Consider the following 21,443-nt stretch of genomic DNA (forward strand, 5'->3'; position numbering starts at 1 on the left):
CTGAGCGCCACCCGCGCACACCGCCTGAGCGCCGTTTCGGCGTTACCGCTGTTTTAGCTGTAGTAGCATTCGGCCCGATGAAGGCTATCTTTACGCGCGATTTTCTCGCGCTCATTCTGAGCGTCGCCGTGGTCGGACTCGGCACCGGCGCCACGCTCCCGCTTACCGCTCTCGCACTCACGCAGGCTGGCTACGGCACCGATGTCGTCGGCCTGCTGACGGCTACGCAAGCCGGCGGCGGCCTCGTCGTCGTCCCGTTTGCTGGCTGGATCGCCGCGCGCTTCGGCGCTCGGCAGGTGATTGTCGGCACGGTGGTGATCGTCGCCGTCGCGACTGCGCTGATGCAGGTCACGTCGAACCTCTACGCCTGGGCCGTGTTGCGTGTGCTGTGCGGCGCGGCACTGATGCTGCTCTTCACGATCGGCGAAGCGTGGGTCAACCAGCTCGCCGACGATGCGTCGCGTGGCCGCGTCATCGCCATCTACGCGACCAACTTCACACTGTTCCAGATGGCCGGGCCGGTGCTGGTGAGCCAGATTTCGCATCTGAGCGCCTGGCGCTTCCTGCTGTGTGGCGCGATCTTTCTGACCGCATTGCCGATGCTCGCGACGATTCGTGTCACGCCGCACACCGGTGGTCATGAAGAACCTCACGACAGCTGGAAACACGTGCTGCCGCAGATGCCCGCGCTCGTCATCGGTACCGGGTTTTTCGCGCTGTTCGACACGATCGCGCTTTCGCTGATGCCGCTCTTCGCCATGGCGCATGGCGTGACGAGCGAGGTCGCCGTGCTGTTCGCATCAGCGCTGCTGCTCGGCGATACGACGATGCAGTTTCCGATCGGCTGGCTCGCCGACCGGCTGGGTCGCGAGCGCGTGCATATCGGCTGTGCGGTGGTCGTCGTGCTGCTGTTGCCGTTGCTGCCGTGGGCGGTGTCGTCGCCGTGGCTGTGCTGGCCGTTGCTGTATGTGCTCGGCGCGGCGGCCGGCGCGATATATACCCTCTCGCTGGTTGCATGCGGCGAGCGGTTTCGCGGCGCGGCGCTGGTGTCGGCGAGTTCGCTCGTCGGCGCATCGTGGAGCGCGGCGAGCTTCGGCGGGCCGCTGGTTGCCGGCGCGCTCATGAAGGGCGTCGGGAATGACGCGATGGTCGGCGTGCTGCTGGCGAGCGCGCTCGCGTTTCTGGGCGCGGTGCTGTGGGAAAAGCGGCGGGTGGCCGTGCAGGCGACGTCGTAGCGTGCACCGCTGCAGCCGGATCAAGCGCCCTGAGGTGCCCGTGTCTCCGACAGCGCCGACGCCACCCCGCCGCCAATGCCCGATTACGCGATCACAGGATCACGACTCCCCTTATCGCGCCGGCAAGATCTCTCCGACGCACGATCCAAACCCGACCCGATATCCATCGCCCTGACACCACCCTGTTAGCGTCAACTCATCGCCGTCTTCGATAAACGCGCGCGCGCCGCCTTCTTTCAGTTCCAGCGGCTTCTTCCCGTTCCAGGTCAGTTCCAGCAAACTGCCGAATGAATCTTCGGTCGGTCCGCTGATGGTGCCCGAACCCATCAGATCGCCGACGCGCGTGTTGCATCCCGACACCGTGTGGTGCGCGAGCTGCTGCGCCATCGTCCAGTACATGTGTCTGAAGTTGGTCTGCGAAATCGTGGTCGCCTGCTGCGCCTTGTGCGGACGCAGCTTCACCTCCAGCGCGATATCGAACGCGTGCTCGCCTGCGTGCCGCAGATACTCCAGCGGCTCCGGTTCCTGCCTGGGGTGAGCGACGCGGAACGGTTCGAGCGCATCGAGGGTGACGATCCACGGTGAGATCGTCGTCGCGAAGGTTTTCGCGTTGAACGGACCGAGCGGCACGTATTCCCATTGCTGGATGTCCCGCGCGCTCCAGTCGTTCAGCAGCACCATGCCGAAGATGTGCGCCTCGGCATCCTCACACGCGACCGGCTCACCCAGCGCATTGCCGCGTCCAATGACAAAGCCCGTCTCCAGCTCGATATCCAGCTTGCGGCACGCACCGAACACCGGGCGTTCCGCATCAGGTAGTTTCAGTTGCCCGTTCGGACGCCGTACTGGCGTGCCGCTCACCACCACGGACGACGCCCGTCCGTTGTAGCCGATCGGCATCTCCGACCAGTTCGGCAGCAGCGCGTTCTTCGGGTCGCGGAACATCGAACCGACGTTCGTCGCGTGCTCTTTCGAGGAGTAAAAGTCCGTGTAGCCAGGAATCTCGACAGGCAGATGCAGCGTGGCGTTAGCGCGCGGTATCAGCGCGCGCTCGCGCAGCGCGGCATTGTCGCGGAGCGTAGCCGTATCGCGTGCAAGCAGCGTGCTCAACTGGATACGCACGCTGCGCCATGCGTCGTGGCCGAGCGCGATGAAATCGTTGAGCGAGCCGCGTTCGAACACACCGTTGCCGTCACCCGTTCCGGCCAGCTTCAGCAAGCCGGCCTTTTCAAGCGCGGAAAGATCGACGACACAATCGCCAATCGCCACCCCGACGCGCCTCGTTGCGTTGCGCGCATCGCTGAAAATGCCAAACGGGAGGTTCTGGATCGAAAAGTCGCAGTCAGCGCGGTTTGCCGGTTCGACCCAGCTTTTACGCGACGGATCGAGTGTCGCCTGGAGATCGCTCGATGCGTTCATCGTTGCTCCGGATTGAAGTGTTTCTTGAGACCTTGCCAGCACTCGAAGTAGTGCGCCTGCAGTTGCGCGGTTTCGAGCGCAAAACGTGTCGGCTTGATCAGGGTGCGGGTTTCGAACATGAACGCCATCGTGTCGCCGACTTTCTTCGGTGTGGACGTATCGCTGTGTGATGCCTTTTCGAACGTATCCGCATCGGGACCGTGCCCCGACATGCAGTTATGCAGGCTCGCGCCGCCCGGCACGAAGCCTTCGGCCTTCGCGTCGTAGACGCCGTGCACGAGACCCATGAATTCGCTCGCGACGTTGCGGTGAAACCAGGGCGGCCGGAACGTGTCTTCAGCAGCCAGCCAGCGCGGCGGGAAGATCACGAAGTCGAGCGTATCGACGCCCGGCGTGTCGCTTTGCGCCTGCAGCACGAGAAAGATCGACGGGTCCGGATGGTCGAAGCTGATCGAGCCGATCGTGTTGAAGCGTCGCAGGTCGTACTTGTACGGCGCGTAGTTGCCGTGCCACGCGACCACGTCGAGTGGCGAATGACCGATGTCCGCACGCCACAGATGACCGTTCATTTTGGCGACGAGTTCGAACGCGCCTTCGCGGTCCTCGTAGGCGGCATGCGGCGTCAGGAAGTCACGCGGATTCGCGAGGCCGTTCGAGCCGATCGGGCCGAGATCCGGCAGACGCATCTGCGCACCGAAGTTTTCGCAGATGTAGCCGCGCGCCCTTCCGTCGGGCAACGTCACCGAAAAGCGCACGCCGCGCGGGATCACCGCGATCTCGAACGGTTCGAGATCGATGCGCCCCAGTTCGGTCGCAAGATGCAGACGTCCTTCCTGCGGCACGATCAGCAGTTCACCATCGGCGGTATAGAAGTAGCGGTCTTCCATCGAGCGGTTCGCCGCGTACAGATGGATCGCGCAGCCGTTCATGCTTTCTGCCGAACCGTTGCCGGCCATCGTCACCCAGCCGTCGATGAAATCGGTCGGCTCGGACGACATCGGCAGCGCGTCCCAGCGAAGCTGGTTGGGCGGCGTCGGCGGCACTTCGGCGAAGTTCGCGACCAGCCTGTGCGACGGCACCGGCGTGAACGGTTGATGCACCGCGGCCGGGCGGATGCGGTACAGCCACGAACGCCGGTTGTGACCGCGCGGCGCGGTGAACGCCGTGCCCGACAGTTGCTCGGTGTACAGGCCGTAGGGCGCGCGCTGCGGCGAGTTGCGGCCTTGCGGCAGCGCGCCGGGCAGCGCTTCGGTGGCGAATTCATTGCCGAAGCCGGATTGATAGCCCGGCTCGATTTCGTGTCGCGTGGATGTGCTCATGCAGATTCTCCGTTGATGCCTGATGCGTGAGAAGTGGCCTGATGCTCAGGCCACGCCTGGCGCAGCCATGCCGCGTTGCCGCGTGAAAGAGCGAACCGTTTGACCCGTTTGTCGGATTTCGTCAGGTCTGACGGGCTCGCTGTGCATCGCTCCGCCGCTGCGTTTCATCTCGCAATTTACGAATGGTAAAACTAATTACGAATAGTGAAATTGACGTAAACCCTTGCCGAGAGATCGCCGGGGCAATATCGATATACGCATTTTGTTCATGCCGCGCCCGCGCACGCTGCTACCATCAGGGCATGCGGCCGTGCGCCGCGCTATCGACCAGCCGTTGCGGCCCCGCCGTCATGGCCCCCACGCGAACTCATGATTCCGCCGACCATTACGCAGCTTGTCGCCCGCGCCGCCGAACATCCCTTCCTCGGTGAGCATCTCGCGATGGGAACCGGCGATCAGCACGACCACGCGATCGCCCGGCTCGATAGCCTTGCGCTCGGCAGCTGCTACGAGCCGATCTTCGATATCAGCGTGCATGCGCTCGCGCAGTCGCTGTCGACGGTGCCGGGAAGCGTCGATCGTTTCGGCGATGAGCTGGGTTTTCAGGCGGTCACGCAGCGCCTCGATGGCGCGCCGTTCGATCCGTTCGACGACATCATCGACGACCAGGAACTCGTCGCGATTGACCGCATGTCGCGCGCGCTGCATGCGATCAATTTTTTTGGCGCGCAGCGTCACGGGCTGCTGTTTCTGCGTGTGCACGAACGGCTCCTGAAGAGCGTGAAGTACGACCACGGAAGGCACTTTTCGAGCGTGCTCATCTCGTTTGGTCTGAACCCGGCGCGCGTGGTGATCGAACTGCCTTCGGCTGCGGTCGCGCACCGGACTTTCCTCGGTTACCTCACGAAGAGTTATCAGCGCTACGGCTTCAAGGTGGCGGGGAATCTGCAGAATGCCGGCCAGATACTGACGGTTTCAGACATGGCGCGGCTCGACTTCATCAAGATGGATGCCGGCACGGCGCTCCGGGAAGCGACCGTGAAGCCGCTCGTCGGTTATGCGGGAAGGTTGAAGATTCCGCTGATCTTCGATCACGTCACCGGCGAAAACCAGTTCGACCTTCTGCAGCAATATGACGTGCGGTTCGTGCAGGGTCCGCTCTTCGCGGCGCACGATCGGGCGGTGTGATTTTCTGATTCTGCGATGGCGCGGTGGTGAGTGACGCGCAGTCTCAGACCGTATCGCCGAGCCTGCGTGCGAGTGCCTTCAGACGCGGCGCCACCGTTTCGCGAAACACCTCTTCTCCCATCGATGAAGCTGGCCCGCTGCAACTCAGCACCAGCCAGCGGCCTTCGCGCGGTTCGCGAAACGGCACGGCCACCGCGTTCACGTCGTCGTGCCAGTCGCGGAACGAATAACAGCAGCGCTCCTGCATGAAGGTTTCGATCTCGCGCTCTGCGTCCGCGACCAGCGCGGCGCCTGCCTTCCCTGCAGCCTTCTTCAGCTCCACCAGCAGCGCGGCGCGCACGTCGAGCGGCTGAACGGCGAGATACGCGCGCCCCATCGAACTCGTCAGCATCGACAGGCGTGAACCGGATGCGAGCCCGAGCGTCAGCGCGGTCTCACTGCGGATCGTGTCCAGATAGATCATGTCGAGCCCGTCACGGCAGCCGAGCGACACGGCCGCGCCCACTTCACGCGCGAACGTGCGCATGTGCGGCCGCGCGAGTTCAAGCGTGTCCGTGCCCGACAGCAAGGCAAACCCCAGCGACAGCACGCCCGCATCGAGCGCGTACTTGCCGTGCGCTTCGTCGAGCCGCAGATAGCCGAGCACCGTCAGCGTGTAGGCGAGACGGTTGACCGTCGCCTTCGGCAGCCCCGTGCGCTCGACGAAATCGCGGTTTCCCAGCATCGATTCGCCTGGACGGAACGCGCGCAGCAGATCGAGACCGCGCGCGAGCGCAACGACAAATTTGCGTTCGTCGAGCGGGTCAGAGGGGGTAGATGCAGGTGTCATCGAGTGATACACTCAGGTCTCATTTGCAAAACATTGTTTCGCATAGCGGAACTTAAGTCAAGTACAGATCAAGCGAAATCAGCAATCAGGAGAGACACACCATGGCCGACGCCGCGCATTTTCACTGGGAAGACCCGCTGCTCCTCGATCAGCAGCTCACCGAAGACGAGCGCATGGTGCGCGACGCCGCCGCCGCATACTCGCAGGACAGGCTCGCGCCGCGCGTGCTCGAAGCCTTCCGCCATGAAAAGACCGACATCGAAATCTTCCGCGAGATGGGTGAACTCGGCCTGCTTGGCCCGACGATTCCCGAGGAATACGGCGGCCCTGGCCTGAACTACGTCAGCTATGGGCTGATCGCGCGCGAGGTGGAGCGCGTGGATTCCGGCTACCGGTCGATGATGTCAGTGCAGTCGTCGCTCGTGATGGTGCCGATCTTCGAATTTGGCTCCGATGCACAGAAGTCGAAGTACCTGCCGAAGCTCGCCACCGGCGAATGGATCGGCTGCTTCGGCCTGACCGAACCGAATCACGGCTCCGATCCGGGCAGCATGGTCACGCGGGCGAAGAAAGTGGACGGCGGTTATTCGCTGTCCGGCTCGAAGATGTGGATCACGAATTCGCCGATCGCCGACGTGTTCGTCGTATGGGCGAAGCTCCAGGAAGACGGCAGGGACGAGATCCGTGGCTTCATCCTCGAGAAGGGCTGGAAGGGTTTGACCGCGCCGACGATCCACAGCAAGGTCGGCCTGCGCGCGTCGATCACGGGCGAAATCGTGCTCGACGAAGTGTTCGTGCCCGAAGAAAACATCATGCCGGACGTGAAAGGCCTGCGCGGCCCGTTCACCTGCCTGAACTCGGCGCGTTATGGCATCGCGTGGGGCGCGCTCGGCGCCGCGGAATCGTGCTGGTACACGGCCCGCCAGTACGTGCTCGACCGCAAGCAGTTCGGCCGGCCGCTCGCCGCGAACCAGCTGATCCAGAAAAAGCTCGCCGACATGCAAACGGAGATCACGCTCGGCCTGCAAGGCGTGCTGCGCCTCGGACGCATGAAAGACGAAGGCACGGCTGCCGTCGAAATCACATCGATCATGAAGCGCAACTCATGCGGCAAGGCGCTCGACATCGCGCGGCTCGCCCGCGACATGCTCGGCGGCAACGGCATCTCGGACGAATTCGGCATCGCGCGGCATCTCGTGAACCTCGAAGTGGTCAACACATATGAGGGCACGCATGACATTCACGCGCTGATTCTCGGCCGCGCGCAGACAGGGATTCAGGCGTTCTTCTGATTCTGCTCTGCTGCTGTCCCGGTTTCGCTGGCTGCCTTAAGAACAAACCCCGCAATCCGTCTCCGGATGCGGGGTTTTTTCCGTCTGCGCACGCGTGCGGCTTAAGGACTATCGGCGCCCTTCGCCTTACTTGTTCGGCTGCGGCGTCATACGCAGATACGGACGCAGCGCCTTATAGCCCTTCGGAAACTTCTGCTTGATGACCTCTTCGTCCTTCAACGACGGCACGATCACCACATCGTCCCCCTGCTTCCAGTTGCCCGGTGTCGCGACGGAATGGCTGTCGGTGAGCTGGAGCGAGTCGATCACGCGCAGCACTTCGTCGAAATTGCGACCGGTGCTCGCTGGATAGGTGATCGTGAGACGCACTTTCTTGTTCGGATCGATCACGAAGAGTGAGCGGACGGTGAACGTCTCACTCGCGTTGGGGTGAATCATGTCGTAAAGCTCGGACACCTTGCGGTCGCCGTCAGCCAGAATCGGGAAGCCAACGCTCGCGGCCTGCGTCTCGTTGATGTCCTTGATCCATTCCTTGTGCGACTCGGTGCTGTCGACCGACAGGGCAATCGTCTTCACATTGCGCTTTTCGAACTCGCTGGCGAGCTTCGCAGTGAGGCCGAGTTCGGTTGTGCAGACCGGCGTGAAGTCCGCCGGGTGCGAGAACAGCACGCCCCAGCTATTGCCGAGCCACTCGTGAAACCTGATGCGGCCGATGCTCGAATCCTGCTCGAAATCCGGTGCGACGTCGCCTAGACGTAGACTCATAATCCCTCCTTGTTGAGTTCGAATGTTCTGCTCACGGTGCTACCTGCGGGGCTCCGCAACACGGGAGCATACGGCACCCGCCATGCCCACTGTACGAACATTGCGTCACTACTTTATGAGTTTTTGTAATTTTCTCCGAATTGGACGAAACTTGGCGGGCCAGATCAACTCCATCGGATAGCCAGGTGGCGTTCAGGTGGAAAGGCGTCTGACGTTATTTTGATTTTTATCTTGTGGCGGCTCGCGTGTCAGGAACGGTTCCTGCAACCTGCTGAGGTATGCAACGCGCTGCGCTCGCCAGCCGTCGATTCTTTCGTTACGATTCACGCGTAGCGTGCCACGAACGGAGTTGTCAATGTCGGAAGCCAACAAGGAGAGATTGATGTCGGATATCAAAACCGTCCTCGCGGACGCAGAGGACCTGCTCAAGCAGGCCGCGAGCGCAACGGGCGAACGCGCGTCAGAGCTCCGTGAAACAGCGCTCACGCGCCTGAAGCAGGCAAAGGAGAAGGCGGCCGATGTTCAGGTCGTCGTCGTCGAAAAGGGCAAAAAGGCTGCGCGCGCAACGGACGACTACGTGCACGAGCATCCGTGGGCGTCGATCGGTATCGCCGCGGGCGTGGGTGTGGTGGTCGGCCTGTTGATCAACCGCAAGTAAGCAGTCACGGCAGTCGTCGCCGGGCTCATGTCCGGCGGCCTTCCGACAGGGCGGACCGGCGCACGTCTGGCGGGTCCGCCTCTTCTGGCGCATCTCCAGCCTCCCCATGCGCATCGCGCGAAAGTTATGACGATCGACAACCAATCGCAGCGCGCTGATCACGGTCCCGTACGCCGCATCATCGGCTCCGTGTTTGCGATTCTGCAGACGCGGCTCGAACTGATCGGCATTGAACTGGCCGAGGAAAAGGATCGCTTGCTGGCTGTGCTGTTCCTCGGACTCGCGGCGATGATGCTTGCAACGATGGCGCTCATCGCACTGACGGCACTTATTGCCATCACGTTCTGGGATACGTATCGCTGGCAGTCGCTGGCCGCCATAACGGCAGTGTATGCGCTGGCCGCGCTCTTCTGTGCGTTGAAGGCGCGCCATGGTTTGCACAATGCACCGATCATTTTCGAAGCCACGCTGAACGAGTTCGAGAAAGACCGCGAGATGTTCCGCAAACACTGAGGCGAGCGCGGCTTCATTGCTGCGCACCTCGTTTCCGACTTTTAGAAGCCGATATCTCATGAGCCAGGTGCATTCAGGTCACGCGTTTCGCAGCAAGCGCCCTTCGAAGGAACTGAGCGCGCCGCATCTGCGCGCGCTACGCAAGGAACTGCTGCTCGTGCGAGCGGAGGTCGAGCGCATGGAACTCGTGCAGGCGACGGTCGACCTGCGGCGGGCCGTGACGCATTTCAGCTGGCTGAAGTTCTTCGTGCCGGGCTTCGGCGGTATGCGCTGGGGCGCGCCGAAGGGCAGCGCGGCCGGCATCGCCGGACTGCTCAAGCAATACCCGCTGCTCAGTTCACTCGCGTCGCTGCTGCTGGCCAGGCCGCTTCGCGCGACGGTCGCCGCTGGCGCAAAGCCCGCGATCAAGTGGGGCAGTCTCGCGTTCGCGGCATGGGAAGCGTATCGGATCTGGCGGCAGGTTAAAGACAGCGAGGGTGGTTCAAAAGCCGGCGCGGGTTCTGACACCAGCGCGGCTGGACGTGGGTCACGTAAGAGCGCCTGAATTTCGGGCAGTGCTCGTGGCTGCGCGCGGGTTGCGGCCTGCTGTGCTGGTGATGGTGCCAGCGGCCGCGATGGCGATTTCATCGTTGGACGCGCGTTCATCGGGTGTTCCAGCATTCATTCGTGTTCGCCACTGCGGTGTCGCCAGCATTCTGATTTCTCCGCAAACCCGTCGCTTCGATGACGAACGTTCCGCACGCATCGTCACGCATCGGCCCGCTTTCGACCGGCCGCGCTTCCACTGAATATCCGCCGTTCGTATCGTCGCCGCCCAGGACGCGCAGACGATAAACGGGCGAGCCGAAGGGCGGCGCCTGATCGAGACCGGCCGGCAACGTGCCGGCATCCTTGCCGGTAGCGGTCTCCAGGAACTGCGCCGCACGATACAACGAGGAAGCGGCGTCGACCCGATGACTGCGCGCAACCTGCGCATGCCACGACGGGACGGCGAATACCGCCAGCGTCGCGGCAATAGCGATAGCGATGACGAGTTCGAGCAGCGTGAATGCGGTCGCGCCTGAGTTCATGTTGTGTGTCGCCTCTGTTCAGAATGGTCGAGCGGCGACGCGGCGCCAGTGACGCTCCGTCTTCCCGCCGTCGATGACAATTTCCATTTGCAGCCATACCTGTGTGTCGGACGTCGCGCCAAAGCCTCTCGCGGTCAGCAGGAACGCCTGCGCCTCAGGACGATTCGTCAATCGCCATCCCTCGGCGAGACACTCCGGCGACCGCCCTGATCCCGGCCATTGAGCGACAGCCGGAAATGCGCCGGCTGCGAAGGTCGCTTCGCGCTTCCATCCTGTCGGCTCGCCTGTGACAGGCGGTGTCGACACAGCGGCGCCTGTGAGCACCCTGGTCGCGCATAGCGTCAACGCGGAGTCCGCGGCATGAAAAGCCTGAAGGTAGTCGCGCATGTTCGTCGTATTGCGCGCAGCCGTGAACGATGTCTCGAACCAGGCTGCCGACGTCGCCAGCATCATCGACGAGATCAGCAACACCAGAGGCAACGCTGCGCCGCGCATGCTCGCAACGAGGCCGGTGGATCGCGATGCTGATCGTCGGTGGAAGACCCGCGTCATGGTGATGCTCCCGCGGTGTTGCGCAGTGCCACTCTTCTCCAGAACGCCTGTCTCGCGCGGGTATCGCCACCCATGCTCACGACACCGTCGCAATCGACATAGCGCATGCGCCGTCCGAGCGGCGCGCCGCGCACAAGGACGCACAGGTCGACCGCCACCACGCGAGCCCACTGGTCCAGCGTCAGCGCGGACGCATCGAGCGGTTGCGACGCGCCCCCCGGCCAGTACTGGATGCGCAGGCGCTCGACCCCTTCGACCAGCGGTTGTCCATATCCCGTCTTGCCGTTGCCTTCACAGTACAGTTCCGGCTCCCCGCTCGACCCGCTCGGCTTCGCATAAAAGCGGTTCGTAACCGGCACGCCCGCCGCCGCGCCCTGCCCCGCGACGCCGCTGACGGCCTGGCCGAGACAATCCGTGGGTTGGCCGGTCGCCGACGGCCATGTCGACACGTTGTCGCCCATATAACGGACGACGATACCGTCCGAATGACTCGCAAGTGCCTCACAGCCCGGAGCCTCGTTAGCACCGACGGGACGCGCACCTGAACAGCCGAAGAGCGCTGCATTCGCGTTCGTAGCCGTAGCCGTAGCCGTAGCAGATACGGCATCGGCGGCCGTGAATCCGGCCATCTGGATCTGCTGACCAAGCAGCGTCAATGCACCAACGCCCGTTTCTTCGATATGGGCAGCGTCGCTCGCGCTCACAAAAGCCGCCCGCTGCGACCGGTAGAGCGACACTGCGCCAACCGTTACCACGAGCCCGAGCCCCGTCGCGATCATCAATTCGAGCAGGGTGTGACCATGCAGAAAGCGTCGGCGGTGTGTCATTTCGCAAACGCGATCGCAATGCAGGCGGTGCCCTTCGGGACTGCGACGTCACCGCAAAACTCGGGCATATCGATCACATTGGCCGGCACGACGCCGTGCGTTTCAGGCAGCGCTGCCCACGTCACACGCGCTGTCGCCATGCCGGCGGCCTGCGCGGCAATCGATGTTTCGCCGTTCGGCACCATGCTCGCCACGCGCGACTTCCACTGCGCCGAATCCGTCCCCGTCGCCGAGGATCCTCGCACAGCTTCCACAAGCGAATCGGCCACGAAAGCCGCGCGTTCGCGCGCCGCTGTCGCGTTGGCATGACGTGTCATCCATAGCTGCGTGGCGACCAGGCCGAGCGCCGTCACCGCGACCAGGGCAACGGCGATCATCACTTCAAGCAACGTGCTACCCGGAGGATTTCCATAGCGATGTGAATTCATGACGACGCTCCGCAAGCGCCTTCGACCATACGCGCGCGACCGCCCGCCGCAATTCGCACGCAACGTCGCCACCGGTCGCCTCGTGTCGCCGCCGACGGAGAACGCGGCGCAAGCTCGAAGCTGCGAAAGCTGCCGATCACCTGACCGGCCGGCGGCGTGAAGGCAACGTCGGTCAACGTTCCCGTTACGCTGACAGCCGCCAGATCCGGTTGTACACGCAGAAGTGACTGCGCACCCGCCCGCTCTGACATCACCGCCCATCCGCATGACCAGTCCGCTGTGCCCGCAGGGCACGGCTTGCCGGCCGCAAGACAGTGGCGCGCAGCGTCGACACGACATACCGTGACACGCGCGCTCCGTCTAAGCGCCTCACCACGCGCGAAAGCCAGCGTCGAAACGAGCGCCCTCGCCCGCGCATCGACCTGATCTCGCACATGCCACGCAAAGAACGACGGCGTGGCCAGCACGGCAATCACCGCAAGCATCGCGATGACGATGAGGGTTTCAACAAGCGTAAAGCCACCACTGCGTGGAGCTGGGAGGACATCCGTTTTCATCTGCATCCCTGATTGATTCGAAGAATGCAGACAATCTACCGGGCGCTCCGCGCGCCAGCAATCTGCCAAACGGCCAGCTAGCGGAAGCGCACGACATCACGCCAGAATTCAGGCGTGACAGAAATTCAAGGGGAGAGAAATGCGGACGCGCGAAAAACTAGCGCTTGCGGGTGGGTTTGCCTGGGGCGGCGGGAGGGGCGGCCATTCGCCGGAACTCTTCGATCACGTCTTCGAATTCGGAGACGTCCTCGAAGCGCCGGTAGACCGAAGCGAAACGGACATAGGCGATCGTATCGAGTTCGCGCAACTCGTTCATCACGAGTTCGCCAAGGCGCTCGCTGCGCACTTCCCGTTCGCCGCTGCCGAGCAGCTGGTATTCAATGCGCGAAGCCGCCGCGTCGACTGCGTCGGCAGCAACCGGGCGCTTGCGCAGCGCCAGTTGCATGCTCGCGATAATCTTGCGGCGATCGAATTCGGTGCGGCTGCCATCCTTCTTGACGACCGACGGCAACGCCAGTTCGACCCGCTCATACGTCGTGAAACGTTTGTCGCAGGCCGGGCAGCGACGGCGCCGACGAATCGCGGCGCCGTCTTCGGACACGCGCGAATCCACTACCTGCGTGTCGTCGTGCCGGCAGAAGGGGCAGCGCATGGCTGGTTAGCCGTACACCGGGAAGCGCTTCGTCAACCCGGCGACCTGCGCGCGCACGCGTTCGATCGTGGCCGCATCTTCCGGGTTGTCGAGCACGTCGGCGATCAGATTGCCAACCAGTTCCGCTTCCTTCCCACCGAAGCCGCGGGTCGTCATGGCCGGCGAGCCGAGACGCACGCCGCTCGTGACGAACGGCTTTTCCGGATCGTTCGGAATCGCGTTCTTGTTGACCGTGATATGCGCTGCGCCGAGCGCCGCTTCCGCAGCCTTGCCCGTGATGTTCTTCGCGCGCAGGTCGACCAGCATCACGTGGCTTTCGGTGCGACCCGACACGATGCGCAGGCCACGCTTCACGAGCGTCTCAGCCAGCACGCGCGCGTTGTCGGCCACCTTCTGCTGGTATTCCTTGAATTCCGGCGACAGCGCTTCCTTGAACGCGACAGCCTTGGCGGCGATCACGTGCATCAGCGGGCCGCCCTGAATGCCCGGGAAGATTGCCGAGTTGATCTGCTTTTCAAACTCGGCCTTCATCAGGATCACGCCGCCGCGCGGGCCGCGCAGGCTCTTGTGCGTGGTCGTCGTGACGAAATCGGCGTGCGGCACCGGGTTCGGATACACGCCCGCGGCGATGAGGCCAGCGTAGTGCGCCATGTCGACCATGAAATACGCGCCAACCGATTTCGCGATCTTCGACAGACGTTCGAAGTCGATGCGCAGCGCGAATGCCGAGGCGCCCGCGATAATCAGCTTCGGCTTGTGTTCCTGGGCGAGCTTTTCAGCTGCGTCGTAATCGATGTCTTCGGCTTCGTTCAGGCCGTAGCTCACGACGTTGAACCACTTGCCCGACATGTTGACGGGCGAGCCGTGCGTGAGGTGGCCGCCGTGCGCGAGGCTCATGCCCATGATCGTGTCGCCCGGCTTCAACATCGCGAAGAACACGCCCTGGTTCGCCTGCGAACCCGAATTCGGCTGCACATTCGCGGCTTCGGCGCCGAACAGTTGCTTGACGCGATCGATCGCCAGTTGCTCGGCGATATCGACGAACTCGCAGCCGCCGTAGTAGCGCTTGCCTGGATAACCTTCCGCGTATTTGTTCGTGAGTTGCGAGCCTTGCGCAGCCATGACAGCCGGGCTCGTGTAGTTTTCCGACGCGATCAGTTCGATGTGGTCTTCCTGACGGCGGTTTTCCTGCTCGATCACGTTCCAGAGTTCGGGATCGACGTTGGCGATGGTGCTTTTGGCTCTGTCAAACATACGGTTTCCGTTAAATGTGTTCAGGTTGACCGGATCGTGCGCCGAATTGTGTGCGGAAAGCGTAGCGGGTACGCGGCGCTGCTGGCGACTGGGCCAGCCATGACGTGGCGGATGAAGAAGTACCGTACACGCGAGGCAGGACAGCCACCGGCAGCGCAAAACATGGCGCGCGGATCACGGCTGCCCAGGCGAACGGCAAAAACGGCACCCTGCGCTTCACGGTGGGTTGTTCCACCTTGAACCCCAAAAGGGTTCTATCGCCAGTCACGCAGGGGTGAGCGCGTTAGTTTATTTGAAGCGCATCGAATAGGCAACCGCCCGAGAAGCCCCGTCGGGACAGGCCCCACGGGGTGCTGTTGCCGGCGCTGGCCGCCCCTGACCGCCGCGCACCCCGGCAGCTGTTGGCCCAGGGTCTTCCCTTGCCGCCGCGCCGCATTGGAAGTAGGCTTGGCACCTTCCGTTTTTCTCCACCGACCAGGGAGCAGCAATGATCGTCTTTGTTACAGGGGCTTCCGCAGGGTTTGGCGCCGCCATCGCCCGGGCTTTCGTCAAGGGCGGCCACAAGGTCGTCGCTACGGCCCGCCGCAAGGATCGCCTCGACGCGCTCGCCAGCGAACTCGGCGACGCGCTTCTTCCGCTCGAACTCGACGTGCGCGATCGCGCAGCCGTCGAAGCCGCGCCCGCGTCGCTGCCGGCGGAATTCGCCGCCATCGACGTACTTGTCAACAACGCCGGGCTCGCGCTCGGTCTCGAGCCGGCGCAGCGCGCGGAACTCGACGACTGGACGACGATGATCGACACCAACTGCACGGGCCTCGTACAGGTTACGCGCGCGTTGCTGCCGGGCATGGTCGAGCGCAATCGCGGTCACGTGTTCAACCTCGGGTCGGTGGCCGGCAGCTGGCCGTATCCGGGCGGCAACGTGTATGGCGCAACCAAGGCCTTCGTACGCCAGTTCAGTCTGAACCTGCGCGCCGACCTCGCCGGCACGGCCATCCGCGTGACGGACATCGAACCGGGCCTGTGCGGCGGCACCGAATTCTCGAACGTGCGCTTTCGCGGCAACGACGAAAAGGCGGCCAACGTCTATCAGAACGTGCAGCCGCTGACCGCCGAAGACATCGCCGATTCGATCTACTGGATCGCGACGCGGCCCGCTCACGTCAACATCAACACGATCGAACTGATGCCCGTCGCGCAGTCGTTTGCGGGCCTTAGCATCCATCGGGGCTGAGCGGTACCAGGTGGAACGTGCACCCAAAATCGGGATACCGGCGCGCGTTCCGGTAAAATGCGCGCCATGGATATGTCTATCAGCCAGCCCGGCACGGAAATCGGCTTCATGTGGCCAATCCGCGTGTACTACGAAGATACCGACGCCGGTGGCATCGTTTTTTACGCAAACTACCTGAAGTTTTTCGAGCGGGCGCGTACCGAATGGCTGCGCGCGTGCGGCGTGGACCAGACCCGGCTAGCGGATGAAGCCGGCGCGATCTTCATCGTTCGTAGCACCGCGCTCGACTATCGCGCGCCGGCCCGCCTCGACGATCTGATCACCGTCGTCAGCCGGATCGAGCGGCTTGGCCGCGCGTCGGTCGACTTCGCGCAGGAAGCATGGCGCGAAGGGACGCTGCTTGCTACGGGAAGCATCCGGGTCGGTTGCGTCGAGCGTACGGCGCTCAGGCCCACCGCCATTCCTCCATCTGTGCTTGCTGCATTGCGGCGTGGTCCAGCCGGAGCCGGTGTGTCAACGGCGGCTATCTGAGTACCGTTGTTACGGGGCCAGTGAACTCGTATTGATCAGGCAACACAAAGCATGGTTCGGCCAGCGCTTAGCTGTCGCTTTCCGTTTTCCGACGAAAAGCTTCGATAAGCCCTTCAGCCGGACGCCCCTCCCGGGACGTTACAGCGAACCTATATGAACACTACACAAGATCTGTCGATCATTTCCCTCGTTCTTAATGCGAGCCTGCTGGCGCAGGCAGTGATGGCGCTGTTGCTGCTGCTGTCGCTGATGTCGTGGACTTTCATCTTCCGCAAGTGGTTTGCGATCCGCCGCGCCCGCGCGCAGACTGAACGTTTCGAACGCGATTTCTGGTCGGGCGGCGACCTGCAGGCGCTCTATCAGAGCGCCGCCAACAACCGTCACACGATTGGGGCGCTCGAGCGGATCTTCGAGTCCGGCATGCGTGAGTTTCTGAAGGGCAAGGAAAAGCGCCTCAACGATTCGGGCGCGATCCTCGACGGCGCACGCCGTGCCATGCGCGCTGCATTCCAGCGTGAAATGGACGTGCTCGAAGCGAATCTCGCGTTCCTCGCGTCGGTCGGCTCGGTCAGCCCGTATATCGGTCTGTTCGGTACGGTATGGGGGATCATGAACGCGTTCCGCGGTCTCGCGAACGTGCAGCAGGCCACGCTCGCCAACGTTGCGCCCGGTATTGCCGAAGCGCTGACGGCAACCGCCATCGGTCTGTTCGCCGCGATTCCGGCAGTGGTTGCCTACAACCGCTACGCGCACGACATCGACCGCCTCGCGATCCGCTTCGAAACCTTCATCGAAGAGTTCTCGAACATCCTGCAGCGCCAGGCGCACTAAGGAGTCCACGATGGCCGGTTCCTCCCGTTCCAGCAGCATGCGCGGCAGCCGTTCACGCCGCGCGATGGCGGACATCAACGTCGTGCCGTACATCGACGTGATGCTTGTGTTGCTCGTGATTTTCATGGTGACCGCGCCGCTCGTCGCGCCATCGATCGTCAATCTGCCGACCGTCGGCGGCGCAGCACCGCAGCAGCAGACGCCGCCCGTCATCGTCAACATCCGTGCCGACGGCAACATGAGCGTCAAATACAAGGACGACGCCGGCACGCAGCAGCAGGAAGACATGACGAGGGCCGACCTGAACGGCTTCGTCACCGACCGCGCGCAGACGCATCCCGATCAGCCGGTCGTGATCGCCGCCGACAAGACCGTCAAATATGAAGTCGTGATGAACGTGATGTCCGACCTGAAAGCTCGCGGCGTCAAACGCGTTGGATTGCTCGTTAAATCGCAATGATCCGGAAGACCTCTGCCGCTCCAGTCCGACCACCGCGTGAACGTGGCACGTGGCGCGCCTTCGTGCTCGCGCTGGTCATGCACGTGCTGCTCGGGTTCTTCCTGTACCACGGCATTCACTGGCAGAACAGCACGCCCGCTGGCGCTGAAGCCGAACTGTGGACCGCCGTGCCGGATACGCCGGTGCCGCGTCCGGCTCCGCCGCCGCCCGTGCCGGTTGCCCCTGCCCCACCCGTCCAGGACGAGCAGGCCGACATTGCGCTGCAGGAAAAGAAACGCCAGCAGCAGGAAGCCGCGCGTCAGGCGCAACTCGCCGAGCAGCAGCGTCAGAAGCTGCAGGCGCAGCAGGAAGCGGAAGCGAAACGTCAGCAGCAACTGGCGCAACAGCAGGCCGCGGATCTCGCCGCGCAAAAGGCCGCAGCGCTCAAACAGAAGCAGCAACAGCAGCAGGCCGACAAGCTCAGGCAGCAGCAACTCGCCGACCAGCAGAAACAGGATCAGTTGAAGCAGCAGAAGGAAGAGCAGCAGGCCCAGGCCGACGCGCAGAAGAAAGCGGATGCCGAGAAGGCCGCAAAGGCGAAGGCGGCTCAGGCGCAGGCCGATGCGCAGGCGAAGAAGCTCGATGCCGAGCGTCGCACACGTCTTGCGCAGATGCAGGGCATGGCCGGCGGCGAAGGTTCGACCGGCGAAGGTCTCGCGAAGAGCGGCACCGGCAGCGGTGCGGGCGGCAACGCGGCATCGGCGGGTTATGCCGAGAAAGTGCAGCGGCGCGTGCGTCCGAACATCGTCTGGGCGGGTGATACGCAAGGTCTGGAAACGGTCGTCGCCGTTCGCTGTTCGCCGACGGGCACGCTTCTGAGCGCAACGATCACGCGCGCGAGCAGCAACGCCCAGTGGGACGATGCAGCACTTCGGGCCGTCCAGCGCTCCGATCCGATGCCGCTCGACACCAATGGCAAAACGCCGGCCAGCTTTACGATTACGCTGCGGCCGGCAGGTTGATGGCAGACGCGACGCCCTTGTGCTACAAGGAGTCCGCCCGGGAACGAATTGAGCGATTCCGGGTCTGTCTGCTGTCGTAATGTGGTAGAAAACCCGATTTTGGAGAATCCATACAGCATGAGTTTGATGATCAAGTCAGGCCTGAGGGTGCTCCTGGCGTCGTGCCTGATCGCGGCGGGCAGCAGCGCACACGCGCAACTCAACGTCCTCGTTACGGGCGTGGGGTCCACCCAGTTTCCGATCGCTACGGCAAATTTCGCTGGCGAAGCGAATTCCCCCCAGCAGGTCAGCACGATCGTGCGCCAGGATCTGCAGCGTAGCGGCAAATTCACCAACATCGATGCGGGCGCCACGCCTGTCGCTGAAACGGATTCCGTCGACCTCGGCAGCTGGAAGGCCAAGGGTGCCGACGCATTCGTCTCGGGTAGCGTGAACCACCTCGCCAATGGCCAGTACGAAGTGCGCTTCAAGCTCTACGATACGGTCAAGCAGCAGAGCCTCGGCGGTCTCGTACTCGTGAGCCCGGAAAGCGGTCTGCGCATGAGCGCGCACAAGATCGCGGACTACATCTACGCAAAGCTGATGGGTTCGCGCGGCGTGTTCGCCACGCGCCTGTCGTACGTCATCAAGACGGGCGGCCGTTACCAGTTGCAGGTCTCCGATTCGGACGGCCAGGACGCGCACATCGCGCTCTCGAGCCCGGAACCGATCATCTCGCCGGCATGGTCACCGGATGGCACGAAGGTGGCCTACGTGTCGTTCGAGAAGAAAAAGCCGATCGTCTATATCCATGACCTGCCCACGGGTCGTCGCGTCGTCGTATCGGATCAGAAGGGCAACAACAGTGCGCCCGCCTGGTCGCCGGATGGTCGCACGCTCGCGGTTGCGCTCTCGCGCACCGGCAACACGCAGATCTTCGCGGTCAATGCAGATGGCAGCGGTCTGCGTCGTCTGACGCAAGGCAGCTCGATCGATACCGAACCGGCCTTCTCGCCTGACGGCCAGTCGATCTATTTCACGAGCGACCGCGGCGGCGCACCGCAGATCTACAAGATGTCCGTTCAGGGTGAAAGCAGTGGCGGCGCGCAGCGCGTGACGTTCTCGGGCAGCTACAACACGAGCCCGCGCGTGAGCCCGGATGGCAAGGAACTCGCGTACATTTCGCGCACGGGTGGTGGCTTCAAGCTGTATCTGCTGGATTTGCAGACCGGCTCGGCAACAGGTCTCACCGACACAACACATGACGAATCGCCCAGCTTCGCGGCGAACGGTCAGTACATTCTTTACGCCACAGAGGTGAACGGCCGTGGCGTCTTGGCCGCGGTGTCGACCGATGGTCGTACCCGGCAGGTCCTGTCCGTTCAGGGCGGCAATGTTCGCGAGCCGTCCTGGGGCCCGTTTATGCAATAACACACAAGGAGAGTAACAAATGATGTCCAAACTTCGTATCGCATTTGCCGTATTGATGCTCGGCGCGCTTGCCGCATGTCATTCGGGTGTCAAGCTCGACGAAAACGCCAACAAGGGCGGCGCAGTCAGCACGCAACCGAACCCGAACGCGGTTGCCCAGGTGAACGTCGATCCGCTGAACGATCCGAACAGCCCGCTCGCCAAGCGCAGCATTTACTTCGACTTTGACAGCTACTCGGTCAAGGACGACTATCAATCGCTGCTGAGCCAGCACGGGCAATACCTGAAGAGCCATCCGGATCGTCACGTGCTGATCCAGGGCAACACCGACGAACGTGGCACGAGCGAGTACAACCTGGCACTCGGCCAGAAGCGTGCTGAAGCTGTGCGTCGTTCGCTGTCGCTGCTGGGCGTGTCGGATTCGCAGATGGAAGCCGTGAGCCTCGGCAAGGAAAAACCGCAGGCAACGGGTCATGACGAGTCGTCGTGGGCGCAAAACCGCCGCGCAGACCTCGTGTACCAACAGTAACGGATGATGAGCCGAATGACGCATCGTTTCTCCTGGCTGCGGGTTGCCGCAGCGGCCTGCGTCACCGGTACGGCCCTGATGGCCGGCCCGGCGCACGCAGGTATGTTTGACGACGACCAGGCCCGTCAGGCGATCCTCGATCTGCGCACCAAGACCGACAGCCTGTCGAGTCAGCTATCCGCTGCACAGCGCACGATCCTCGATCAGTCCAACCGTCTCGACCAGCTAAACCAGCAGGTCGCGACGCTGCGTGGGCAGAACGAGGACATGGCCAACCAGCTCGCTACGGTGCAGAAGCAGCAGAAGGACTACTACACCGACCTCGACGGCCGGTTGAAGAAGTTCGAGCCGCAGCAGCAGACCGTCGATGGCGTGCAGGGCGCAGTACAACCGGGTGAAACGGACGCGTTCAACGCCGCTTCGCAGCAGTTCCGCAGCGGCGATTTCAAGAACGCGGCCGCGTCGTTCCGTGCGTTCATCACGAAGTATCCGCAGAGCCCTTATCAGCCGACCGCGCAGTACTGGCTCGGCAACGCGCTTTACGCATTGCGCGACTACAAGGGCTCGACGGCGACGTGGCAGGGCGTCGTGAAGAATTATCCGCAGCATCCGCGTGCGCCGGAAGCGTTGCTCGCGATTGCGAACAATCAGCTCGAACAGGGGCAGAAGGCAGCCGCCCGCAAGACCCTGGAGCAGATCGTCGCGCAGTACGGCGGCTCGGACGCAGCGCAATCGGCTCAAAGCAAGCTGTCGCAGATCAAGTAGACGCAGCTGCTTGCAGTACAGTGCGTAGCACCTGTCGTACGCCACGCGCGCCTCTCGCTGAAAAGCCCGGAGCATCGACTGCTCCGGGCTTTTCTCTTTACAATGCCGATGGCGCCGTGGGTTG

At 63.1% G+C, this 21,443-nt stretch carries 25 protein-coding genes and 1 riboswitch; of the genes, 14 read left to right on the plus strand and 11 right to left on the minus strand.

Annotated elements, in window-relative coordinates; genetic code table 11:
• The first annotated feature begins 77 nt into the window (after positions 1–77).
• Positions 78–1,235 carry an MFS transporter gene (locus P3T16_RS11960; protein ID WP_429342452.1) on the plus strand — a complete coding sequence of 386 codons (1,158 nt, stop codon included), beginning with the start codon at positions 78–80 and terminating at the stop codon, positions 1,233–1,235.
• A gap of 111 nt (positions 1,236–1,346) precedes the next feature.
• Here the strand turns inward: P3T16_RS11960 and fahA are convergent, their stop codons facing one another.
• Both fahA and hmgA read right to left on the minus strand, forming a co-directional pair.
• A complete protein-coding gene (fahA, locus tag P3T16_RS11965; protein ID WP_429342453.1) occupies positions 1,347–2,654 on the minus strand; it encodes a fumarylacetoacetase in 1,308 nt (435 codons plus the stop codon).
• The gene (gene hmgA, locus P3T16_RS11970) at positions 2,651–3,973 is read right to left on the minus strand and encodes a homogentisate 1,2-dioxygenase (protein WP_429342454.1); all 1,323 of its coding nucleotides are present in this window, start codon (positions 3,971–3,973) and stop codon (positions 2,651–2,653) included. The genes fahA and hmgA overlap by 4 nt, the downstream gene beginning before the upstream one ends.
• A gap of 369 nt (positions 3,974–4,342) precedes the next feature.
• Here hmgA and P3T16_RS11975 point away from each other — a divergent pair, with 369 nt between their 5' ends.
• Positions 4,343–5,161 carry an EAL domain-containing protein gene (locus P3T16_RS11975; protein ID WP_429342455.1) on the plus strand — a complete coding sequence of 273 codons (819 nt, stop codon included), beginning with the start codon at positions 4,343–4,345 and terminating at the stop codon, positions 5,159–5,161.
• A 43-nt stretch (positions 5,162–5,204) separates the two neighbouring features.
• On the opposite strand, the gene P3T16_RS11980 is transcribed toward P3T16_RS11975, so the two are convergent.
• Positions 5,205–5,990 (minus strand): IclR family transcriptional regulator, encoded by a 786-nt coding sequence (locus P3T16_RS11980; RefSeq protein WP_429255285.1) that lies wholly within the window; start codon positions 5,988–5,990, stop codon positions 5,205–5,207.
• A gap of 101 nt (positions 5,991–6,091) precedes the next feature.
• Here P3T16_RS11980 and P3T16_RS11985 point away from each other — a divergent pair, with 101 nt between their 5' ends.
• On the plus strand, positions 6,092–7,282 hold the full coding sequence (locus P3T16_RS11985; RefSeq protein ID WP_429255286.1) for an acyl-CoA dehydrogenase: 1,191 nt from the start codon (positions 6,092–6,094) through the stop codon (positions 7,280–7,282).
• Positions 7,283–7,408: 126 nt separating this feature from the next.
• Here the strand turns inward: P3T16_RS11985 and P3T16_RS11990 are convergent, their stop codons facing one another.
• Positions 7,409–8,047, minus strand: coding sequence for a peroxiredoxin (locus P3T16_RS11990; protein WP_429342456.1), 639 nt, complete (start codon positions 8,045–8,047; stop codon positions 7,409–7,411).
• 355 nt (positions 8,048–8,402) lie between these two features.
• On the opposite strand from P3T16_RS11990, the gene P3T16_RS11995 reads away from it, so the two are divergent.
• The 3 genes from P3T16_RS11995 to P3T16_RS12005 all read left to right on the plus strand — a co-directional run bounded on the left by P3T16_RS11995 (position 8,403) and on the right by P3T16_RS12005 (position 9,762).
• Positions 8,403–8,705: a DUF883 family protein gene (locus P3T16_RS11995; RefSeq protein ID WP_429342457.1), complete on the plus strand. Its 303-nt coding sequence runs from the start codon at positions 8,403–8,405 to the stop codon at positions 8,703–8,705.
• Positions 8,706–8,831: 126 nt separating this feature from the next.
• The gene (locus P3T16_RS12000) at positions 8,832–9,218 is read left to right on the plus strand and encodes a phage holin family protein (protein ID WP_429255288.1); all 387 of its coding nucleotides are present in this window, start codon (positions 8,832–8,834) and stop codon (positions 9,216–9,218) included.
• 58 nt (positions 9,219–9,276) lie between these two features.
• Positions 9,277–9,762, plus strand: coding sequence for a DUF3318 domain-containing protein (locus P3T16_RS12005; RefSeq protein ID WP_429342458.1), 486 nt, complete (start codon positions 9,277–9,279; stop codon positions 9,760–9,762).
• Between the two features lie 97 nt (positions 9,763–9,859).
• On the opposite strand, the gene P3T16_RS12010 is transcribed toward P3T16_RS12005, so the two are convergent.
• From P3T16_RS12010 to glyA, 7 genes are all read right to left on the minus strand, one after another.
• On the minus strand, positions 9,860–10,288 hold the full coding sequence (locus P3T16_RS12010) for a type IV pilin protein (protein WP_429342459.1): 429 nt from the start codon (positions 10,286–10,288) through the stop codon (positions 9,860–9,862).
• Positions 10,289–10,306: 18 nt separating this feature from the next.
• A complete protein-coding gene (locus P3T16_RS12015; protein WP_429342460.1) occupies positions 10,307–10,840 on the minus strand; it encodes a pilus assembly PilX family protein in 534 nt (177 codons plus the stop codon).
• Positions 10,837–11,667 carry a PilW family protein gene (locus P3T16_RS12020; RefSeq protein ID WP_429342461.1) on the minus strand — a complete coding sequence of 277 codons (831 nt, stop codon included), beginning with the start codon at positions 11,665–11,667 and terminating at the stop codon, positions 10,837–10,839. Before P3T16_RS12020 ends, P3T16_RS12015 begins: the two co-directional genes overlap by 4 nt.
• Complete coding sequence (locus P3T16_RS12025) at positions 11,664–12,095, minus strand: type IV pilus modification PilV family protein (protein WP_429342462.1); 432 nt, start codon at positions 12,093–12,095, stop codon at positions 11,664–11,666. The genes P3T16_RS12020 and P3T16_RS12025 overlap by 4 nt, the downstream gene beginning before the upstream one ends.
• The gene (locus P3T16_RS12030; RefSeq protein ID WP_429342463.1) at positions 12,092–12,658 is read right to left on the minus strand and encodes a GspH/FimT family pseudopilin; all 567 of its coding nucleotides are present in this window, start codon (positions 12,656–12,658) and stop codon (positions 12,092–12,094) included. The genes P3T16_RS12025 and P3T16_RS12030 overlap by 4 nt, the downstream gene beginning before the upstream one ends.
• 151 nt (positions 12,659–12,809) lie before the next feature.
• A complete protein-coding gene (gene nrdR / locus P3T16_RS12035) occupies positions 12,810–13,304 on the minus strand; it encodes a transcriptional regulator NrdR (protein ID WP_429255294.1) in 495 nt (164 codons plus the stop codon).
• A 6-nt stretch (positions 13,305–13,310) separates the two neighbouring features.
• The gene (glyA, locus tag P3T16_RS12040) at positions 13,311–14,558 is read right to left on the minus strand and encodes a serine hydroxymethyltransferase (protein ID WP_429342464.1); all 1,248 of its coding nucleotides are present in this window, start codon (positions 14,556–14,558) and stop codon (positions 13,311–13,313) included.
• 175 nt (positions 14,559–14,733) lie between these two features.
• Positions 14,734–14,836, minus strand: a riboswitch (ZMP/ZTP riboswitch).
• Positions 14,837–15,045: 209 nt separating this feature from the next.
• On the opposite strand from glyA, the gene ydfG reads away from it, so the two are divergent.
• The 8 genes from ydfG (at position 15,046) to ybgF (ending at position 21,319) form a co-directional block, all read left to right on the plus strand.
• Positions 15,046–15,792 (plus strand): bifunctional NADP-dependent 3-hydroxy acid dehydrogenase/3-hydroxypropionate dehydrogenase YdfG, encoded by a 747-nt coding sequence (gene ydfG / locus P3T16_RS12045; protein WP_429255296.1) that lies wholly within the window; start codon positions 15,046–15,048, stop codon positions 15,790–15,792.
• A gap of 57 nt (positions 15,793–15,849) precedes the next feature.
• Positions 15,850–16,323 (plus strand): tol-pal system-associated acyl-CoA thioesterase, encoded by a 474-nt coding sequence (gene ybgC, locus P3T16_RS12050; protein ID WP_429342465.1) that lies wholly within the window; start codon positions 15,850–15,852, stop codon positions 16,321–16,323.
• A 153-nt stretch (positions 16,324–16,476) separates the two neighbouring features.
• Positions 16,477–17,154, plus strand: coding sequence for a protein TolQ (gene tolQ, locus P3T16_RS12055; protein WP_090532318.1), 678 nt, complete (start codon positions 16,477–16,479; stop codon positions 17,152–17,154).
• A 10-nt stretch (positions 17,155–17,164) separates the two neighbouring features.
• The gene (tolR, locus tag P3T16_RS12060; protein WP_429255298.1) at positions 17,165–17,614 is read left to right on the plus strand and encodes a protein TolR; all 450 of its coding nucleotides are present in this window, start codon (positions 17,165–17,167) and stop codon (positions 17,612–17,614) included.
• Positions 17,611–18,615 carry a cell envelope integrity protein TolA gene (gene tolA / locus P3T16_RS12065; protein WP_429342466.1) on the plus strand — a complete coding sequence of 335 codons (1,005 nt, stop codon included), beginning with the start codon at positions 17,611–17,613 and terminating at the stop codon, positions 18,613–18,615. Before tolR ends, tolA begins: the two co-directional genes overlap by 4 nt.
• A 117-nt stretch (positions 18,616–18,732) precedes the next feature.
• Complete coding sequence (gene tolB / locus P3T16_RS12070) at positions 18,733–20,025, plus strand: Tol-Pal system beta propeller repeat protein TolB (RefSeq protein ID WP_429342467.1); 1,293 nt, start codon at positions 18,733–18,735, stop codon at positions 20,023–20,025.
• 19 nt (positions 20,026–20,044) lie between these two features.
• On the plus strand, positions 20,045–20,554 hold the full coding sequence (pal, locus tag P3T16_RS12075) for a peptidoglycan-associated lipoprotein Pal (protein WP_429255301.1): 510 nt from the start codon (positions 20,045–20,047) through the stop codon (positions 20,552–20,554).
• 15 nt (positions 20,555–20,569) lie between these two features.
• Positions 20,570–21,319: a tol-pal system protein YbgF gene (gene ybgF / locus P3T16_RS12080; protein WP_429342468.1), complete on the plus strand. Its 750-nt coding sequence runs from the start codon at positions 20,570–20,572 to the stop codon at positions 21,317–21,319.
• Positions 21,320–21,443: the final 124 nt, after the last annotated feature.

The sequence above is a fragment of the Paraburkholderia sp. GAS42 genome (assembly GCF_050436565.1).
GTDB lineage: Bacteria > Pseudomonadota > Gammaproteobacteria > Burkholderiales > Burkholderiaceae > Paraburkholderia.

Bases quoted from the DNA above. Each gene is read 5' to 3' on its own strand.
- P3T16_RS11960 (WP_429342452.1), top strand. From the start codon at position 78: ATGAAGGCTATCTTTACGCGCGATTTTCTCGCGCTCATTCTGAGCGTC.
- fahA (WP_429342453.1), bottom strand. From the start codon at position 2,654: ATGAACGCATCGAGCGATCTCCAGGCGACACTCGATCCGTCGCGTAAA.
- hmgA (WP_429342454.1), bottom strand. From the start codon at position 3,973: ATGAGCACATCCACGCGACACGAAATCGAGCCGGGCTATCAATCCGGC.
- P3T16_RS11975 (WP_429342455.1), top strand. From the start codon at position 4,343: ATGATTCCGCCGACCATTACGCAGCTTGTCGCCCGCGCCGCCGAACAT.
- P3T16_RS11980 (WP_429255285.1), bottom strand. From the start codon at position 5,990: ATGACACCTGCATCTACCCCCTCTGACCCGCTCGACGAACGCAAATTT.
- P3T16_RS11985 (WP_429255286.1), top strand. From the start codon at position 6,092: ATGGCCGACGCCGCGCATTTTCACTGGGAAGACCCGCTGCTCCTCGAT.
- P3T16_RS11990 (WP_429342456.1), bottom strand. From the start codon at position 8,047: ATGAGTCTACGTCTAGGCGACGTCGCACCGGATTTCGAGCAGGATTCG.
- P3T16_RS11995 (WP_429342457.1), top strand. From the start codon at position 8,403: ATGTCGGAAGCCAACAAGGAGAGATTGATGTCGGATATCAAAACCGTC.
- P3T16_RS12000 (WP_429255288.1), top strand. From the start codon at position 8,832: ATGACGATCGACAACCAATCGCAGCGCGCTGATCACGGTCCCGTACGC.
- P3T16_RS12005 (WP_429342458.1), top strand. From the start codon at position 9,277: ATGAGCCAGGTGCATTCAGGTCACGCGTTTCGCAGCAAGCGCCCTTCG.
- P3T16_RS12010 (WP_429342459.1), bottom strand. From the start codon at position 10,288: ATGAACTCAGGCGCGACCGCATTCACGCTGCTCGAACTCGTCATCGCT.
- P3T16_RS12015 (WP_429342460.1), bottom strand. From the start codon at position 10,840: ATGACGCGGGTCTTCCACCGACGATCAGCATCGCGATCCACCGGCCTC.
- P3T16_RS12020 (WP_429342461.1), bottom strand. From the start codon at position 11,667: ATGACACACCGCCGACGCTTTCTGCATGGTCACACCCTGCTCGAATTG.
- P3T16_RS12025 (WP_429342462.1), bottom strand. From the start codon at position 12,095: ATGAATTCACATCGCTATGGAAATCCTCCGGGTAGCACGTTGCTTGAA.
- P3T16_RS12030 (WP_429342463.1), bottom strand. From the start codon at position 12,658: ATGCAGATGAAAACGGATGTCCTCCCAGCTCCACGCAGTGGTGGCTTT.
- nrdR (WP_429255294.1), bottom strand. From the start codon at position 13,304: ATGCGCTGCCCCTTCTGCCGGCACGACGACACGCAGGTAGTGGATTCG.
- glyA (WP_429342464.1), bottom strand. From the start codon at position 14,558: ATGTTTGACAGAGCCAAAAGCACCATCGCCAACGTCGATCCCGAACTC.
- ydfG (WP_429255296.1), top strand. From the start codon at position 15,046: ATGATCGTCTTTGTTACAGGGGCTTCCGCAGGGTTTGGCGCCGCCATC.
- ybgC (WP_429342465.1), top strand. From the start codon at position 15,850: ATGCGCGCCATGGATATGTCTATCAGCCAGCCCGGCACGGAAATCGGC.
- tolQ (WP_090532318.1), top strand. From the start codon at position 16,477: ATGAACACTACACAAGATCTGTCGATCATTTCCCTCGTTCTTAATGCG.
- tolR (WP_429255298.1), top strand. From the start codon at position 17,165: ATGGCCGGTTCCTCCCGTTCCAGCAGCATGCGCGGCAGCCGTTCACGC.
- tolA (WP_429342466.1), top strand. From the start codon at position 17,611: ATGATCCGGAAGACCTCTGCCGCTCCAGTCCGACCACCGCGTGAACGT.
- tolB (WP_429342467.1), top strand. From the start codon at position 18,733: ATGAGTTTGATGATCAAGTCAGGCCTGAGGGTGCTCCTGGCGTCGTGC.
- pal (WP_429255301.1), top strand. From the start codon at position 20,045: ATGATGTCCAAACTTCGTATCGCATTTGCCGTATTGATGCTCGGCGCG.
- ybgF (WP_429342468.1), top strand. From the start codon at position 20,570: ATGACGCATCGTTTCTCCTGGCTGCGGGTTGCCGCAGCGGCCTGCGTC.